This is a genomic window from Pseudomonas yamanorum (assembly GCF_900105735.1).
Lineage (GTDB): Bacteria > Pseudomonadota > Gammaproteobacteria > Pseudomonadales > Pseudomonadaceae > Aquipseudomonas > Aquipseudomonas yamanorum.
Genome location: NZ_LT629793.1, coordinates 7,048,069 through 7,064,923, shown reverse-complemented (window position 1 = coordinate 7,064,923; position 16,855 = coordinate 7,048,069). Strand labels below are relative to the sequence as shown.

Here is a 16,855-nt window from a genome sequence, read left to right as displayed (position 1 = left end):
CGGACCGATGAAAGCTATCTTAGCTACCGAAAGATTCCATGAGCACCTGAACCAGCTCGCCGCCCTCTGGTGTTGCCCAGCTGCCTGCCAGTTCGGCGATCAGTTGGTTGGTGGTCGTGAGGGTCACACCTCCTTTATCCATAGGCGCAAAGCGATGTCATCAGCCATGGCGGTAGGCGATGCGCCACCATCGGCGACCACTTGAACCTCGTAGCCATCTCGTACCAACGAGAGTGCCGGATAGACGGTGCAAACGTCGTTGGTCACACCTGCAATGATGAGCTTCTTACGACCTGTCGCCTTCACGGCAGCCGCGAAGTTTTCGTCGTCCATTGCGTTGACGATGCCCAGTCGCTTTATACGGCCAGCAAACTCCACAGGAAGAATCTCTTCCAGTTCGCTAAGCAGAGGGCCTTGGGCATATTCTTCCATGCTGGATGTCAGCACCACTGGCAGCTTGAGGATGCGTGCCGCTTTCGCCAGCATCAGCGCGTTGCGCTTCAGTTCTTCGAAAGGCATGGATTTGGCCCAGACCATGGTCCCGACCTTGTGATCGATCAACAGGAGGGCAGCATTGTCAGCACTGAAATTTTCGTACGTCATTGTGATTCTCCTAAGGATGCTCCGATTAACTTGTCGCGCAGCGATGGCAAGCCGTAATTTGCGAGGCGCGCAGCGCTATTCCCTGAAAACGGCCTAATGCAGTCTCCGGCAGGAGCGTTTTTCGCCTGGTTCTCCGTGTTAAGCGCGTAACTCGCCCATACCCATCAGTCACTTTCGAGCCATCCACAGGTTCGACAGGGCGAATAGCGTGGTCAGTTGGGCCGTGTTTTTCATCAGCCCACGAAAGCGTACTTTCACGTAACCAAACTGGCGCTTGATGACCCGAAACGGATGCTCAACCTTGGCGCGTGTCTGCGCTTTGGAATACTCGATCTTGCGCTTGGCTTTGTACAGCAGGATGCGTTTGTTCAGCTTGGAATACGTGCTGCGCCGAGCCGCGATTTGCCAGATCACGTCACGCTTCTCGACACCGGTGTATCCAGCGTCCGCATACACCGCGTTTTCTTCCCCATGGAGCAGTTCGGCGACTTGGCTGACATCGGCCATGTTGGCGGCGGTGCCATGAACGTGATGAACCAGTCCTGACTCAACGTCAGCGCCGATGTGCGCCTTCATACCAAAGAAATACTGGTTACCCTTCTTGGTCTGATGCATCTCGGGATCGCGCTCGCCGTCTTTGTTCTTGGTCGAGCTTGGGGCATGAATAATTGTAGCGTCGACGATGGTGCCCTCGCGCAACGACAGGCCTTTTTCCTGCAAATAGCCGTTGATGACCGCGAGGCTTGCAGAAGCCAGTTGATGCTTCTCCAGCAGGTGTCGGAAGTTCATGATCGTGGTGTCTTCTGGGATCGGAGCGCTCAGTGTCAGAAGCGCGAACTGACGCATGGGCGTGATTTCGTAGAGTGCCTCTTCCATGGCCGGATCACTCAGGGAAAACCAATTTTGCAGCAGGTGAATGCGCAGCATGGTCTCCAGTGGGTAGGGTTTTCTACCGCCACCGGCCTTAGGGTAGAAAGGTTCGATCAGCCCCAGTAGGCCTGTCCAGGGTTCGACCTGAACCATCTGGGAAAGAAAGCGCTCGCGGCGGGTTTCCTTGCGCTTACCGGCGTACTCGAAGTCGGAAAAGCTCATCTGGCTCATGGGCGGCTCGGATCAGGTGGTCAGGCGATTTTCGCATACCCGGGACTTGTTCGGAGAATCCCTAAAGCTATCAACAAAACTTATATAATCATTTGCAATTTTTGCACTCATTACATTGGCGGTGAGTAGAGTAGCGAGCCAAGGGGTAACGAAGTTCTCTTCCACTCTTTGGTCTGTTTTCTCCAATAAGCGCCTATCCGTCACCAAGACCGCTGAGGCTAAGATGGATGCAGTCGACAAAACCGAGACTTGTATCGGCTGACTTCCGCTACTGCTGGCGATGCTCCTCAGGCGATAAAGGATGAACTCTTGAATAGCATGAAAACTAGCCGTGTAGACAGTGAAAAGGCTTTTGCGATCTACCGTGCTGCCGCGCCGGTAGGCGCGTGAGAACGTCCTACATGCGGGGTATGTCCAAACGATGTTCTTAAGAGGTTGGTACCTCCATGGCTCGTAGGCATCGCCATGTTTTCCAACGGTGCAAGATTCTGCGTTAAGCTACCGACTCTGCTAAATAGATGGAGCTGCATATGATAAATATACATAGCGTGTCACTTGTAGCTATAGGTTTGTTACTTTCGGGGTGCGGAACGATAAATACAGTTTTTCGTGGGGATGATGTGGCCGGTCGCAATCTCAAGGAGTGGAAAACCCAATGTGATTCCATTCCGCGCGTTTACAGCGGGTTTTTTTACAATTTGTGTGTTCTAAATGGCCCCCCTATTATGGGGGGTAAGGACTCCGCAGCGCCTGGATTTGTTCCGTTGCAGATCGTAGATATCATACCTTCTGGTATACTTGACACGCTTGTCCTGCCATATACAATTTATCGTCAGAACACGAGTGCAAACATCGATATTCCTAACTAACGGCTAGGATACTGTCTTAGAAATAAAGTTTTCGCCTGATCGACTATGCTTATCGACAGCGATGGTGTCATCCCTGATGACGCTCCTGACAGACGTCCGTTTGCTGGATATCTCCATTGAGAGCGGCGGACAGCTAGAGATCTCAGTCCCCGAAGGGCAAGTCGCAATTCGTAATCCCAATCGACGGGGATGTGTATGTCGACGGTAAGCCATCAATTTGGCCGACCCTAGGTATCGGTTGATCTACCACAAGGACCTGATCGAACTCTCAAATTGGTCGCGAAAAACGGAAATGCTAAGGCAATTGTGTTTTCTGTCATCCCGCTGAATCAGCCGGTGCACTGGAAAGGGCCTCCGGCAATTGCCTCGTTTTACGGGCTTCGCTACCTGTACTGTGCGTTTGGAAGCTTGCAACACCATTGACTGCAACATGACTCATAATTGAGGCGAAATTCGTCCCCTTCATATTCGCTAGGGATTCTCCGAACAAGTCCCGGGTATGCGAAAATCGCCTGACCACCTGATCCGAGCCGCCCATGAGCCAGATGAGCTTTTCCGACTTCGAGTACGCCGGTAAGCGCAAGCAAACCCGCCGCGAGCGCTTTCTTTCCCAGATGGTTCAGGTCGAACCCTGGACAGGCCTACTGGGGCTGATCGAACCTTTCTACCCTAAGGCCGGTGGCGGTAGAAAACCCTACCCACTGGAGACCATGCTGCGCATTCACCTGCTGCAAAATTGGTTTTCCCTGAGTGATCCGGCCATGGAAGAGGCACTCTACGAAATCACGCCCATGCGTCGGTTCATGAAGCGCTAAGTGCTTGGTGTCCTCCTCCCACTCGCCGTACCAAGCGTCTGGTTTGTCAACATAGATACCAGGTCGGTCAGGGAATTGATCTCCGGTGATATCGACGATCAATCCATCGACTTCAAGCTAGGCATGTGAAGCACCGTCCTTCATCCCGCAAACGTAGAAGAATTCGCCGAGCCCTACGGTGTTCAAATAGTCGCCCATGAGTTCAGAAATGATTCCGCAGCATCCGCGTGGGAAACCTTGAATGTGCATGGTGACATTGCCGGTCTGTACGACTATCTCGACTGCCAACCTGAAGCTCGTTGCCAGCTCAAGCGCTGCTAAACGAAGCATTTCTTAACTCCCATAAAGAGGGGCCCCGAAGGGCCCTCAATTTGTACTCAAACTATTTTACTGAGCCAGCCAAGTCTCGACCTTGTCAGAACCGTACTGAGCCTTCCATTCTTTCAACACCTTGTGGTTGCCGCCCTTAGTCTCGACGACTTCGCCCGAGTGAGGATTCTTGTAAACCTTTAGAGCCCGAGCCTTACGGGAGCCTTTGATTTCAGCAGCTGCTGGAGCACGGCGGTTTGAAGAGTGCGGATCGATAATCGCGACAATATTGCGCAAGCTGTAACCATACTCACCCAGCAGATCACGAAATTTCGTTTCGAATTCAATCTCACGCTTCAGACCATCATCGTTTTTCAGTGTTTCAAGCTCTGCTAATTGGGCAGCAAGCTGTTGTTCAAGCGCACGGAATTCAGCGAGACGGGACATGTAACACCTCAGACATTTAGTGTTGGCAGTATAGTCAGCACTATGCAAAGTAGACAATCGAAGGTGTCCAAAACGCTTTGCGCCTGAGAGACTCACGCGTACAAAGATCATCAGCCATGTTCAATGCCTCGATTGGAACCGGCAGTCAGTCGACGATAAAGGTCGGCTAAGAGCCGAGTATCCAGCAGCGCGTGATGGGGAAGTTCCGAGAGCGTCACGTTGCCGATATCATCCGCTTCAAAATGCCTGAATAGTAGAATCAGGTTGGTTGGACGATTGGCAACGTTAGCTGACCAACGATGATTTACGTAGGCCAATTGGCAGAAGAGATCCCAGTTCCAGTCTGGAGCGTCCGATCAAATCTCGAGCAGGCCTTCAAGGTCGCTCAGGAAAGCAAGCAGTGATGCTTGAGCTTCGGAAAGAGTTTGCCCATGCAGTGACAGGTCAAGCTGTGGCAGGACGTTCTGGATCGCGAAGTCGCTGCAGTCTTTCGTCTGGTACGTGCCTGAGAGCTCGATGTAAAATTCGCGGCCTACTTCGGACACGAGTGCCAGCGAGATCAGCTTCGTATCTTTGTTCAGCTGGGTGAACTCGCCGTCCAGAAATAGCTTCTTCCCCTCCTCCCTGTGATTACCTAATTCAGGCCTGCCGGTGTACCTTTGGTAAAACGATCAAAGCCGGCTGGTTTCTTTTATGACTTTAACCGATTGCCCTGACGAGTCTATGCCTGCACTCACTGCAATGGAGGTTTGCCAAGTGCTGCGCGATGCCATTTTTGGGCGACGCGCGATGGTCAGATTATGCGCCCGGACATGGGGCGAGCTATATACCGGAATGCTCATGGTCGACATTGAGGCACTCCTATACGCATTCAATACGCCAAACAAGCCGTTTAGACATATACTTCCTAAGGATACAACTCAAGTTATAACCCACTATTGAAACATGCCGTAGGTACGAAGCAAGGTATTCCAAGCATCATAAGATTTTCTCTGGCGATCAACTGCTGCCGCGAAAATTCTATCGGAGAAAAACCCATTAATTATTAAACTTGACAAGTATACATTGGCAGCATCGAGTTCATTCATCAGGGCTTCACCCTCAAGAACAGTAGAATTAAAATTGAAATCTTTACACAAATTTAAAGTACACCTCACGCTCCCGCCCCACAACTTGATATTCGCACGAACCACTCACCAACCATAGAGTTTATGCTACAACTTTAACGTTAAATTTCTTTTTAGTCACCGCATCATCAAGCTCTTGCATTAAAGCGTTTAGCGTATTCATCTTTATAGCGTAAGGCGAAATAACCTTGCTCGAAAATATATCACTATATGTTGACGGCTCGCTGAAAAGTGGCACAAAATTACCATAAAAAACTGCATTCTTTACGAATCGACTATTTTTGCAGAACTCTGCTGCATCTAAACCGAACTCGAAAATTGCTAGACTATTAACCATCAACAAATCAAAGCGCGCATTAGAGAATGGCAATATTGCTGTGGCCTCTTTCATGGTGGCCATTCCTAGAACAGAGTAATATCCTAGACCATTGAGTGTTTTCTCGATAAACAGACGCTGGGAGTGATCTGCATCAACAATCATTACGCGAAAATTTTTGGTTATCATCAACCATACCTCACATAACCGAGGGACAATCTCTCTCAACCCACCTCCCAAAATAAGAATCAACTGAGAAGAGACTGAGGGCAAGAGCACTAAGATTCTGAAACTAAAACATTTGAAATATAATAAAAATACGCCAGCGAACTGGCGCAAAGGAGAAACTTTATTTACAGCTTAATGTTTGCGTCTGATAGTTTTCACCAGACTTCAGATCGGTAAGTGAGTAAGCTGCCATACAGCTCTGTTTACCCCATTTTACCTTCAACTCACCTTCGGGCTTCTCTAAAAGTACCAATGCTGTTTGTCTCGGATCGACAATGGCCAACTGCTGCCCCTCTTCGTTCTCTACAACTGCACCAAAAGGGACTTTAGATCCGCTGAGTGAGTTGAACACTGCCTCAAGGCGTATACCTGATTTCGCCTTGAATTTTGCTTTTGTTATAGAGCCGCGTCTTGGAATTATCTGCTGACTGGTTGTTTCCAACTCGATATCTGCGCCGAGATCACGAGTGTTCAAGTTCACCCAGTTGGTGCGGTAAGGCTGAGCATTCGGGATGATCGCGTATCCATTGCCGCCAGTTCTAACACCAGCATAATTGCCCACTTGTACTCCTGGTGTGTCTTCAACCTCGGCTAGCGCAAACGTCTCCCCAATAGGTTGACCAAAGTTAATGCCGCCACCATGCGCGACGACAGAACCACGGGCGCTCAACGTAACATTATCGTAACTAGACCCTTGACTATAACCGGCTCCAACGGTGGCGTACGGAGTCTTAGCAGTGATACTGGCCTCACCACTACTTTCGCCTGATGCAGTACGGCCCGCACCGACCAGGTAATTGACGTCGTCGCGACCAGCGACGTAACCACTGACATTGCCTCGCGTACCCGTTCCAGTCTTATCATGGGTCGCATTGAAACTGACGCGGGATGATCGTGCTTCATCACCCAAGGGAAACGATACACTCAAGGTAACTTGTGTATCCCGATCTTTACCGGAATTCTGGCCGTACCGATGAGAGTAGTTGTCTGCATAACGGCTGTGAGTAACGTTTAGGGAATAATTAAGTTTATCCCACGCACCACTGTAACCTGCTTGTAAAGTACGAGTTCGTCCGGAAAGATTCCAATAGTCTTGATCGGAGGCCGAGAGATATACGGTACCTTCGCGAAGACCAAGGCGCTGATTCACCGTCAAATTGAATTTCGAACGCGCCCGTCCGGTCGGACGGTCTCCAATGTCCAGGCTGTTACTATCCACGTGTTCGTCAAGTGTTCTATAGCCCTCTGTCGAATAACGGTAACCCGCCAAAGTGAAAGTAGTATTTGTGTCCGGAACCGTTTTACTGTAAAGGAAACGGATACTCTGACCTTTGTTATCGCCCTGCTTACTATCGCTTTGAGATTGTGTGGCATCAACAGAGAGAGCTCCTAACCGTGTATTAAAGCCCGCACCACCATTAACAGCACTGTAACCATCACTAGCCATCAGGCCGCCGAAAACCGTCACGTCATCTGTAAGACCGTAAACCAGATTCCCGGTACCAAACAAAGGCTGCTCATTCTCATCTCGAAACGAATCGTATTGTCCTACATCGAGGCTATAACGAAAATTTCCTTTCCGAGTCATTACTGGTAGCGATGCAAAGGTTTGAGTAAATGTACGAACTTGACCATCGGCCTCAGTAATGGAGATTTCTAGATCACCATTCGAACCACTTGGATAGATATCTGTAATCTCAAAAGGCCCTGCAGAAACGTAGGTGCTATAAATGACATAGCCATTTTGTTTGACCTCCACGCTCGCATTACTGTTAGCCACACCACGCACAACAGGAGCATATCCACGCTCACTCTCAGGCAGCATCGCTTGATCTGAACCTAGCGAGACGCCTCGGAAACGGACACTGTCAAAAATATCAGCGTCGGAATATGTTTCGCCCAGCGTTAGTTGACTCTTCAAACTGGTGATATCGCGCTGAGCATAGTTCCGGTTACTAGAAAATTCACCGCTGCGGTTACTGTTATCTGTATACGTTGACTCGTTACGCAAACGCCATGGCCCTACGTTGATGCCATTTCGCATATTCAAACTTAATGAATCTGTTGTCCCGCTATCGGTATTGCGACGCCCCGTGTTCAAGCTGTAGTTACTGAACGCGGCTGAAACTCCTTCATCCCAAAGTTCCGGATTAATGTAGCCACGAGATGATCGCGTCATGCTCGCCTGGGGAACATTGATGTGCAGCCGGAGTAAATTTTGCTCGTACTCAATATTCGCCTCAGGAATTACGCTCTTCAAATCAATGCAAGCGCTTTGCGACATTTCAGGGTCAAGTTTTCCTGACTCCTTCAAGCTGTCCATGTCGATCCCAAAATTTTTCAGCATCTCGTAGGTCAGACAAGGGCGCACCTCTCCATCTGATGAGCGCTCGAACGTAATATCTTGACGAGCAATCAATGATCGATTGGCATAGACGTCAAGTCGATATGTACCGGGCATGACACTATTACCCTCAATAAACTGCTTGAGGTCTTCTGGCTCGCCAAGCCCGTGCACAAATGCCATATTATATGCTAATAACGGGAAGTCTTTTTTTACTTCGCTCTCTGCAAATGCCTGGCCGGAAAACCCAAGAGTGATGGCGAGAGATAGCCGAGATAATCTCCAATGGGGGATACTCCGATTAACATTGGATGATTGCGTTACTTTGCGCATGGTTATCAACCTGAATTCAGCTATTTTTGAGACAAGAAAGCCCCTTGGCACCGAGTATCAATCGGCGCTTTACTTGAGCTTACAGGGAAGATTTTATTTATTTATTAATGCAGCCGGGGTAGAGACATTTGGTTGCAACGACGCACCGAATGCTTGCTGCCCTCCCCAATCATTAATGCTTAAAAAGCTCAATGTTGTGCCGCCACCCGTGAACTCACCAGGAACTGGAAGAGAGGCCTTTTCACCCGGCGCAAACATGCGTCGATCACTGACCAAGGTTTTTACCGAACCGGAACCCAAGTAAATCTGCAGTGTTGAAACATGGTAGGCGCTAGGGTTATGCACACTAATGGACTTACCATCTTTTTCCAGCAGCCACTGCAGACTTGACGGTGCGTCTGCTACGCTACCCGTAAGATCAGACGGGCGATAGAACACTTTAATTCGTTGACGTACTGCAATTTGCAATGTGTTCGCTGCATCACTCTTCGCAGGAATTTCCTGTACGTTTAGCCATACCACTGACTCTCTATCTTGAGGCAGACCGCTGCCTTTGTAGAGCAGCCGCAGCAGTTGTTGACCTTTTGCACCAAGCTTTGTAAGCGGTGGTGTGACTGCAAATGGCACCGCTTTGTCTTCCGCCTTACCCCCATCCAACCAAGACTGTACGAGAATTGGCTGATCCGACTCATTGCGGACAGTGAGGTTTTCTTCTTTATTCTCAGCCTCGAAAACCAACCGAGTTTGACTCAACGAAATGCCAGCATGCGCTTGGGATGCAAGCACGAAAATACCAACCGTTAAGATTTTTATATATATTCGCATACTATAGCTACCCTCTTGAACACACATGCATCGCGGAAGTTAATAGATACCGCGATCAGAATCACTCCACAACAGTTTCAAACACTAGCTGTGTATCAATTTTACCAACTTCTATAGCCTCATCCACCCGAGCTTCCACCTCAGCGATAAATGTATGGATCAATCCGTCATCACTGATTGATGGATTATTGCTGGATAGCTTTATCCCCGACAATAAATTAATATCCCGTCCACTACTATCTTTCAGCCCAATTTGGATGCCTTTAGCACAGTCTGCGGCGTTACAATTCAATAGAGCCGTGCCATCTGCTCGTATATTCTCCGAGCTAAATTCCACACTCACAGCATTATTGAAGGAAACTGCATCCTCTCGACCACTACAGTCACCAAATGCAATCTCGAATTCTCTGGATGCCCCAGAACTACTTATCTGTCCAAAATCAACCGGTATGACGCTTGAGGATAGTGAACATCTCGTTCCAACCACTTCGCCACTAGGGAATGTCGCAAGATTTGAAACCAATCCGGTATACGAACTACCATTCGGCCCAAAGCCAAACATCAGCCTTGGATCGTGCAAATTAAGCTGAGTTACGCCGACAGGGATTTCAGCGACTTTTTTATAAACTAGCTGACGGGTATATCTCAGTGGATAGGACGTCTGTTCGAAATAAAAGTCCCCTAGCCCTGGGCCAATCGAGCCGAGCTGTGAATGATTATAGCTACAGCTCCCGTTCCCCCCCCACTTGCCTGAGGAAATTTTCACGCTATCAATAGTGGTGGAGCACCAATTTGGGTACCCAGGTGAAGGTTGTCCAGCTAAGTAGAAGCCTCCGCCCCCAGGTACTCCGCCCCCTAAGGCACAGCTTTCAATAGTAATATCGAAATCAACAGTACCAATTTCTGAGCCCAAAGGAGCGCCAGAAATATCATCGATAAAATTGTTAGTAATAGTTATTGGCCCGAACTGACAAGGATTCTCGCCTATATCAGCGAAGGCCTCAGAGCACATCGCGGTACTCGTAAGTACCGCAAGAGCAAGAAGCTTCATTAGAGTATCACCCAGATCTTAACGCTCTAAAATTTTACCTCGGACAGCAGGACATAACGTACTACCAAGGTGAGAAGAGCCGCCCCCCATTTATGTTCAAACCGTTGATTCACATAGATGGGAAGCGTTAAATGCTCGCCGTTATGGTGTTACTCGTAGGTCAGCAGAAACGGCAGGCTTGCGTTGGCAACACCAGCAGCTTCAGTTCCACCATTACTTACATATGTGGCACGCAAGGCAAAATCTGCAGTACCCTCACCGCTGCCGTCAACGGTTAGAGGTGCCTTAATTTCTTCTCCAGCGCCCAAATCGATAATTTTGTTGTTGGAATTGATGAGCGCAATACCAGCACCGGTCGCACCGCCAGATGCAAGGCTCAGAAGTCGGTTATCAGAAGCATCAAGACCGCTACCGCTCGCCGGATCGAAGCTCATTACCACCGAGGTTTTGCCTGTGGCCTCAGAGCATTCGAGCCCAAGGTCGATAGGAGTAAAGGACGCGCCCACACTGCCATCACCAGCAACTGTTCCCAGATCCGCGAACGACACATCACCCATGGCAACATCGATAACGCCTGCGCTACCACCTGAACCAGCAGAACCGCCAGGAGTTACGGTACAGGTCGAAGTGTTCAGGTTACCAGTGAAAGTCAGGGTACCGGTCTCAGCAAATGCATTGCTGGAAACAGCGGCGGCCATAGCGAGGGCGATAAGCGAAATCTGTTTCATGTGTGGGTCTCATAAAGATGAATTTGCCTGCGATCTGCAGGTAGGAATAAGATAAAGTCATACCCTTCATTCATCTGTAGGCCTCTAGGCGAACTGAGGAGGGATTCGACCACAAAGCTTGTAGGAAATGGACTACAAATAGATATCAATGGGTGGTGGACTCCAAGTCTTTCATCAGTGATCAACAATAGATAAAGCCAAGCACAGCGAGGGCTCGAAGCAAAGAGGGGCTTCGTGCAAGTCGTTTTAGCGCCTCATATTTCCGACCAACACGAGTTTGCTAATTTGCTAAGCGGCATCGATATGCTGGATAAAGCGTTCTCCATCGGCTCTACTATGCTGGAAAGCATCGGTCGACCATCAACGCGGTTATAGGCTGGACTTCGCGCTGATGTCTTCAGTACCCCTAGCGTTCAGCAGACACGTCACTGACGTAACTAGCCGGGACAGCGGTAAGTTAGGCGTAGTCTCAGGCTATCGCCGAATGGTTGCCATACCCTGCGAACCCAAAACCTATAGAAATGAGGATACGACCATCTATTTTTTCAGAGCCCTGAGCCTCATCCTCATTTTGCTTCATAGCTCTGTCCTGCTAGCCGAGCTCGATGCTCTTCGGTTGATCGTCCGAACGCCTGTAATACCTGCTGCTGCCGACCTCTCGCCAGCTACCCTAAACTGGCTCGAAAATCATAGGCGCATAAGGGTCGCGGTATGGGGCACAGACCCCTACCCTCCGTTCGACCTTCAGTACCAAGCTGATGGATTTGAAGGCATAAGTGCTGACTATTTAGGCGTCCTCTCACAAAGCTTAAATATCCCACTGGCTATATTCCGTTTTGCCAGCCAAGTGGAAGCAGAACAGGCTCTGCTCCAAGGTCAGGTCGAAATGCTGGCACTCTATACTGATGATGCACATACGAGATCGGATATCCTTACATCTCTTCCCTACTTTCTTAATCAGAGTGTAATTTTAAAACGTCCAAGCGATGTCTTAGACACCTCGGGTGATTTAGCTGGACGAAGATTGGGTATCGCTGCGGATGCTCAAGTCGTCGCTAGAGTTAAAATTCTGTACCCACATGCGCAGATCGTGCACTACAACACCCCGCAAAATGCGGTTGCAGCATTGGTATATGGTCAGGTTGATGTCCTCTGGAGCGATCTTGCCTCAGCCGAATACTTGATCAATCGAGCATATCTGAACAAAGCTACCGCCGGTTCTCTATCCCGAACTCCTTCATTTAACGCCAGCTTTGCAGTGAGCGCTGATAACCTTGCGTTACTGGACGGTATCAATCAAGTATTAGTTTCCCTACCTCTCGCACGGAGGATGCGCATCGCATCAAGGTGGAGAATGGGCGCTCAACATGTTGAAAGAGCAAATCCTTTGGCACTTACTCATCCTGAGAAAATCTGGCTCAATGCCAACAAACACGTCCGTGTTGTGGTGAATGGCACATATGCACCTATTACTTTTTTCGATGAAAAACTGGTACTTCATGGCTTAGGCGCAGATGTGCTAAGTCATATTCAGAAACGATCAGGGTTAATATTCACGGTGATACCAGCGGACAGTATCATCACCGCTGTAGATATGCTTAATAGCAACCAAGCGGATTTGATTGGAGCCTTGGCGGTGGGCGAGAATCGTAAAGAAACCATGTTGTTTAGCAGACCTTATTTAGCAAGCCCTTTCGTCATTGCTTCGAAGATAGATGATCCACCACTTTTATCGCTGGAGGATCTGAATGGAAAAAGCTTAGCGATCCCTGAAGGAAATCCACTCATACCGTGGCTGAGTATGGAGTTCCCAAAGATCAAGCTTGTGCGTACTGGCGACGCTGCGAACGGAATTGAGCTATTATCTACAGGCAAGGTAGATGGAACCGTTAATACTCAAATCAGCGCAGAGTATTTTATTGAAAATTTTTTTAAAGATAGCATGCGTATAAACTCTAATGTTGGGGCTCGGACGGCCCATATCGCCATGGCCACACGGCAAGATGAGCCACTATTATTGAGTATTATTAATAAAGCAATGATGGACATCCCCCCAGAGGAGCTTTCACGTATAGTTGAACGCTGGCGTACACGATCAAATCCAACACCGGCCAGTTCTTGGAGCAATTACCGGAGCTTTGTATACAATTCAGTCGGGATTACAGTCGCAATAGCTCTTCTGTTCATTGCTTGGAACGTCTATCTTCGCAAACAAATCAATCAAAGAAAAAAGGCGGAGTTAGCGCTAAGTGATCAACTTGAATTCACCCGAACCCTGGTGGATGGATCTCCCGTCGCACAGTACGTACGTGACAAACATGGGCGTCTTTTACAGTGCAACGACGCTTATCTGGACTTCTTAAAAACAGATCGCAAAGAAGTAATAGGCAAAACTTTAAATGAAAGCCCTATCATGACCTCCGAAATCACGGAGTCGTATCACTCATTATACAAGCAGACGCTCATTGACGGAAAACCAACTTTTGCAAACCTGGAAGTCTTTGTACAAGGACTTCCTTATCAAATTTACCACTGGACACTACCATTCCGAAACTCTGCCGGTGAACACGTTGGTATTATCGGAGGCTGGCTCGACATCACTGAACGAGAGCGCTTACTGCTGGATATAATTAAAGCTAAAGAAATAGCAGATGCGGCGAGCCGTTCAAAATCAGTTTTCCTAGCCAGTATGAGCCACGAAATCAGGACGCCCATGAATGCTATTACCGGTCTTCTTGAGTTATTACAATATCGAAGCGATGATAAAGAGCAAGCTAAGGAATATCTGCAAATCGCTCATGAGTCAGCACAATCACTTCTAGCTTTAGTCGGGGATATACTGGACTTATCAAAAATAGAGGCAGGAGCAATAACATCATCCCTTCAAGCAACCAATATAGCTGAACTGATTGAGTCCGTTTTTACTTTATTTGAGCAGAGCGCGAAGAAAAAAGGCCTTGAAATAATGCTAATTATTGAAGTGCAGGATCCTTACGTCCTTGTAGACTCGCTTATGCTCAAGCAAATTGTCTCTAACTTACTGAGTAACGCTATAAAATTCACGAAATCTGGTAATGTTGAACTGTCTATTTTTCAAGACATCAATATCTCTGACGCCCAGTCGAGACGTTACACCGTTGAGGTCACCGATACAGGGCCTGGTATGAGCGATGAGCAACAGGAGGCCATCTTCGAACCATTTGTCCAGGTGGGTAATCAAAGTATGGCAGATCGAGGCACAGGGCTTGGGCTTAGTATTTCGCAACGCTTAGCGGCATTAATGTCAAGCTCCATAGAGGTCGAAAGTGAACTCGGTGCGGGCTCAACGTTCGGGCTAAGCTTCAGCGCACGACTATCTAACAAGTCGGAGCTTTATGCGCCTGCAACGTTAAATGAACATCAGCTAGCTCGCCTGCATATTCTGATTGCTGATGACCATTCCGCAAACCGGCTGCTCCTCTCCAGACAGCTGGAGTTCTCGGGGCATACAGTTGATGCTGCCGAGGATGGTGAAATGGCTTTCTCATTATGGCGCAACGCCAAGACGCCATACGATCTTATTATCACAGACTGTAATATGCCTAGAATCGACGGCCTGGATTTTACTCGCATGCTGCGTAAAGTAGAAAGTAACCTTGCTGAATCTCGCATTCCTATTCTGGGACTGACCGCTAACGCACAGTCAGAGATGATTGTTGCTTGTAAAAAGGCTGGCATGACCGAATGTCTATTCAAACCAATTACACTTGAAGAAATAAATCGCCAGATCAGCCGGATCTTCGGTGATAGAACACAGGTATCGCAGTCTTCGGAAAACAGGTTAATTACAGCTGATACGGACTTTGAAAACAAAAATTTTACGAAAGATGATGCTTTTTTTGAGGAGCTCATTTATACCAATAGACTCGATGCCGAAAAAATATCAATTTATCTCGAAGAGCAAAATCTACCAGGCTTGGCCAGCCTCGCTCACCGTATCAAGGGCGCGGCCCAGTATGTCGATGCAAATGAGGTTGTAGATGCTTGCATAGCGATTGAAGCTAGCGCCAAATCAAAAAACACAGCCTATTTGGAAGACGAAGTATCAACCCTTACACGTGCGCTGCAACGACTAGAACAGCTTATTTACACACGCCTGAAGAGTCGGAACACGACATCAAATCTAGATAGCAAGGACAAGACATGAAAATTTTATTGGTAGACGATCACCCGGTGATACGCTGCGCCCTACGCTCTTTTCTTACACAAAATGGCTTTGATGTTTTAGGAGAGGCTAGTGACGGATTAACCGCACTTCAGATGATTCAAGAACTCGATCCAGATATTATAATACTCGATATTGACTTACCTAAACTTGACGGATTGGGGGTACTCAAAAAACTTTGGTTGCAATCCAAAGAATATCGCACCCTTATCCTAACCGGCGTGCAGAGTACTGAGATTGCCGTCCGCTGTATCCATGCAGGTGCTAGTGGCTACCTTCGGAAAGATAGTGACATGTCAGAACTATTAGCCGCTTGCATGGCGCTAAAAAGCAACAATACTTGGTTCTCAAAAGAAATCATGAATTCCGTTCGCAAGCAGGACTTCGCTTCAACAGAAAGGGAAATGATCAGTCAATTATCCCCTAGAGAACTAAACGTATTGCGAGCCTTAACAAGGGGCGAATCTAACATTAGCATAGCAACAAACCTACACATAAGCAGTAAAACTGTCAGCACATACCGAAGTAGGCTTCAGCAAAAACTTCAGGTTAACGGTATTCTAGACTTGGCCGACCTTGCAAAAAGAAACGGTCTTATTTAAATATTGTAACGGAGAATTTTTTGAATACAACAAATCCTCGAAGCCACCACTGGCATACAAAATATCGAAAATTGGCCCTTGATCTATCAGTACGAGAATCAACCCAGCTGAGATTCGATTCCTCCCGTACTCCGGGCAGACACGGGCAGTTGCATTTAAAGCGTTCAGCAGCCTCCATACAAATCAGGCAATTCATTTCGATCACCATTTTATTGTGCTAAATATTATTGGCCCAAGGAGTGCACTCCTGTCTAGGGCGCCAATCGCAACTTACTCTCATCTGTCTTATTTCCTGCATCTGGACAGGAGGCTTGAAGCCATTGGAGTTGTCTTACGATGCGTTATCCGCGTTGTCAAAGCATTCATGGAGGATGAATACACTGAAGAGGCCTAAGCACATATAGATAGCTTTTTCATGATCATCTCCTGCTAGTGAGTGAGTAATATAAGGCGCGAGAAACTCACACTGATCGTCGTGCTCGTTTTGCCTATTTGTCTAAGTCCGCCTTCAAGCGTGAGCCTGGGCGTCCTGCGCTTTTTGCACTACCTCTCCGGTACCGAAGAGCTCGTGCGCTACACCTGAGTATACCTTGCGCCCGACAGTCACGACTGCGCTTCTAAGCGCTTGCTCCAACTGAGCGCCGTAATCACGAGCACGATGGCAACACCAATATGATTGTGAAGCTCGGCGGGGGACGGTTCTCGATCAACAGTATCGGCATGATCCGTCGTTTGGCAGCCCTGGATATGGGAGTCATTGTGATGCCCGAGCAATTGGTGGCTGATGACGTAGCGGCGGGCCGGCTACGTCGGGTACTGCCCACCTGGCAGGGGGAGTCGGTGCCGGTTGATGCCATCACGCAAACCAGGCTTCTGCCCGCCAAGACCCAGCATTTCATCGAATTTTTGCATAAAAAACTAAGAAAGTCGGGTTAATTGAAAACGGCGGGAAT

At 48.3% G+C, this 16,855-nt stretch carries 13 protein-coding genes and 2 pseudogenes; 6 read left to right on the top strand and 9 right to left on the bottom strand.

Annotation, left to right across the window (positions count from 1 at the left end; genetic code table 11):
• Positions 1-19: 19 nt before the first annotated feature.
• Positions 20-603 (bottom strand): annotated as a pseudogene (locus BLU46_RS32595) (isochorismatase family protein).
• 168 nt (positions 604-771) lie between these two features.
• Positions 772-1,704, bottom strand: coding sequence for an IS5 family transposase (locus tag BLU46_RS32590; RefSeq protein WP_093209995.1), 933 nt, complete (start codon positions 1,702-1,704; stop codon positions 772-774).
• A gap of 518 nt (positions 1,705-2,222) precedes the next feature.
• Here BLU46_RS32590 and BLU46_RS33415 point away from each other — a divergent pair.
• Together BLU46_RS33415 and BLU46_RS32580 are read left to right on the top strand one after the other, a co-directional pair.
• Positions 2,223-2,573, top strand: coding sequence for a YceK/YidQ family lipoprotein (locus tag BLU46_RS33415; RefSeq protein WP_331717198.1), 351 nt, complete (start codon positions 2,223-2,225; stop codon positions 2,571-2,573).
• Positions 2,574-3,109: 536 nt separating this feature from the next.
• A pseudogene (locus BLU46_RS32580) lies at positions 3,110-3,376 on the top strand (transposase); the annotation flags it as partial.
• Positions 3,377-3,505: 129 nt separating this feature from the next.
• Here the strand turns inward: BLU46_RS32580 and BLU46_RS32575 are convergent.
• Both BLU46_RS32575 and BLU46_RS32570 read right to left on the bottom strand, forming a co-directional pair.
• Positions 3,506-3,718: a hypothetical protein gene (locus tag BLU46_RS32575; protein WP_093209992.1), complete on the bottom strand. Its 213-nt coding sequence runs from the start codon at positions 3,716-3,718 to the stop codon at positions 3,506-3,508.
• A gap of 57 nt (positions 3,719-3,775) precedes the next feature.
• Positions 3,776-4,144, bottom strand: a complete 369-nt coding sequence (locus tag BLU46_RS32570) for a histone-like nucleoid-structuring protein, MvaT/MvaU family (RefSeq protein WP_093210232.1) — start codon at positions 4,142-4,144, stop codon at positions 3,776-3,778.
• 693 nt (positions 4,145-4,837) lie between these two features.
• Between BLU46_RS32570 and BLU46_RS33695 the strand changes: the two genes are divergently transcribed.
• Positions 4,838-5,086, top strand: coding sequence for a DUF7693 family protein (locus BLU46_RS33695; protein ID WP_456291199.1), 249 nt, complete (start codon positions 4,838-4,840; stop codon positions 5,084-5,086).
• A gap of 267 nt (positions 5,087-5,353) precedes the next feature.
• Here the strand turns inward: BLU46_RS33695 and BLU46_RS32555 are convergent, their stop codons facing one another.
• The 5 genes from BLU46_RS32555 to BLU46_RS32540 all read right to left on the bottom strand — a co-directional run bounded on the left by BLU46_RS32555 (position 5,354) and on the right by BLU46_RS32540 (position 11,096).
• Positions 5,354-5,776 carry a hypothetical protein gene (locus BLU46_RS32555; protein ID WP_093209989.1) on the bottom strand — a complete coding sequence of 141 codons (423 nt, stop codon included), beginning with the start codon at positions 5,774-5,776 and terminating at the stop codon, positions 5,354-5,356.
• Positions 5,777-5,936: 160 nt separating this feature from the next.
• Positions 5,937-8,492 (bottom strand): fimbria/pilus outer membrane usher protein, encoded by a 2,556-nt coding sequence (locus BLU46_RS32550; RefSeq protein ID WP_093209987.1) that lies wholly within the window; start codon positions 8,490-8,492, stop codon positions 5,937-5,939.
• Between the two features lie 93 nt (positions 8,493-8,585).
• Complete coding sequence (locus BLU46_RS32545; protein WP_231988850.1) at positions 8,586-9,278, bottom strand: fimbrial biogenesis chaperone; 693 nt, start codon at positions 9,276-9,278, stop codon at positions 8,586-8,588.
• Between the two features lie 100 nt (positions 9,279-9,378).
• Positions 9,379-10,368 carry a fimbrial protein gene (locus BLU46_RS32970; protein ID WP_157721325.1) on the bottom strand — a complete coding sequence of 330 codons (990 nt, stop codon included), beginning with the start codon at positions 10,366-10,368 and terminating at the stop codon, positions 9,379-9,381.
• Positions 10,369-10,517: 149 nt separating this feature from the next.
• A complete protein-coding gene (locus tag BLU46_RS32540) occupies positions 10,518-11,096 on the bottom strand; it encodes a fimbrial protein (RefSeq protein ID WP_093209983.1) in 579 nt (192 codons plus the stop codon).
• Between the two features lie 484 nt (positions 11,097-11,580).
• Here BLU46_RS32540 and BLU46_RS32535 point away from each other — a divergent pair, with 484 nt between their 5' ends.
• From BLU46_RS32535 to BLU46_RS32525, 3 genes are all read left to right on the top strand, one after another.
• On the top strand, positions 11,581-15,282 hold the full coding sequence (locus tag BLU46_RS32535) for an ATP-binding protein (RefSeq protein WP_172834567.1): 3,702 nt from the start codon (positions 11,581-11,583) through the stop codon (positions 15,280-15,282).
• Entirely contained in the window at positions 15,279-15,902 is a 624-nt protein-coding gene (locus BLU46_RS32530) for a response regulator transcription factor (RefSeq protein WP_093209978.1), read from the top strand. The genes BLU46_RS32535 and BLU46_RS32530 overlap by 4 nt, the downstream gene beginning before the upstream one ends.
• Positions 15,903-16,574: 672 nt before the next feature.
• A complete protein-coding gene (locus BLU46_RS32525; RefSeq protein WP_093209976.1) occupies positions 16,575-16,838 on the top strand; it encodes a LysR substrate-binding domain-containing protein in 264 nt (87 codons plus the stop codon).
• Positions 16,839-16,855: the final 17 nt, after the last annotated feature.

Excerpts from the sequence above, each read along its gene's own strand:
- BLU46_RS33695 (WP_456291199.1), top strand. The coding sequence starts at position 4,838 with ATGACTTTAACCGATTGCCCTGACGAGTCTATGCCTGCACTCACTGCA.
- BLU46_RS32970 (WP_157721325.1), bottom strand. The coding sequence starts at position 10,368 with ATGAAGCTTCTTGCTCTTGCGGTACTTACGAGTACCGCGATGTGCTCT.
- BLU46_RS32570 (WP_093210232.1), bottom strand. The coding sequence starts at position 4,144 with ATGTCCCGTCTCGCTGAATTCCGTGCGCTTGAACAACAGCTTGCTGCC.
- BLU46_RS32540 (WP_093209983.1), bottom strand. The coding sequence starts at position 11,096 with ATGAAACAGATTTCGCTTATCGCCCTCGCTATGGCCGCCGCTGTTTCC.
- BLU46_RS32575 (WP_093209992.1), bottom strand. The coding sequence starts at position 3,718 with ATGCTTCGTTTAGCAGCGCTTGAGCTGGCAACGAGCTTCAGGTTGGCA.
- BLU46_RS33415 (WP_331717198.1), top strand. The coding sequence starts at position 2,223 with ATGGAGCTGCATATGATAAATATACATAGCGTGTCACTTGTAGCTATA.
- BLU46_RS32530 (WP_093209978.1), top strand. The coding sequence starts at position 15,279 with ATGAAAATTTTATTGGTAGACGATCACCCGGTGATACGCTGCGCCCTA.
- BLU46_RS32555 (WP_093209989.1), bottom strand. The coding sequence starts at position 5,776 with ATGATAACCAAAAATTTTCGCGTAATGATTGTTGATGCAGATCACTCC.
- BLU46_RS32535 (WP_172834567.1), top strand. The coding sequence starts at position 11,581 with ATGGTTGCCATACCCTGCGAACCCAAAACCTATAGAAATGAGGATACG.
- BLU46_RS32590 (WP_093209995.1), bottom strand. The coding sequence starts at position 1,704 with ATGAGCCAGATGAGCTTTTCCGACTTCGAGTACGCCGGTAAGCGCAAG.
- BLU46_RS32550 (WP_093209987.1), bottom strand. The coding sequence starts at position 8,492 with ATGCGCAAAGTAACGCAATCATCCAATGTTAATCGGAGTATCCCCCAT.
- BLU46_RS32525 (WP_093209976.1), top strand. The coding sequence starts at position 16,575 with ATGATTGTGAAGCTCGGCGGGGGACGGTTCTCGATCAACAGTATCGGC.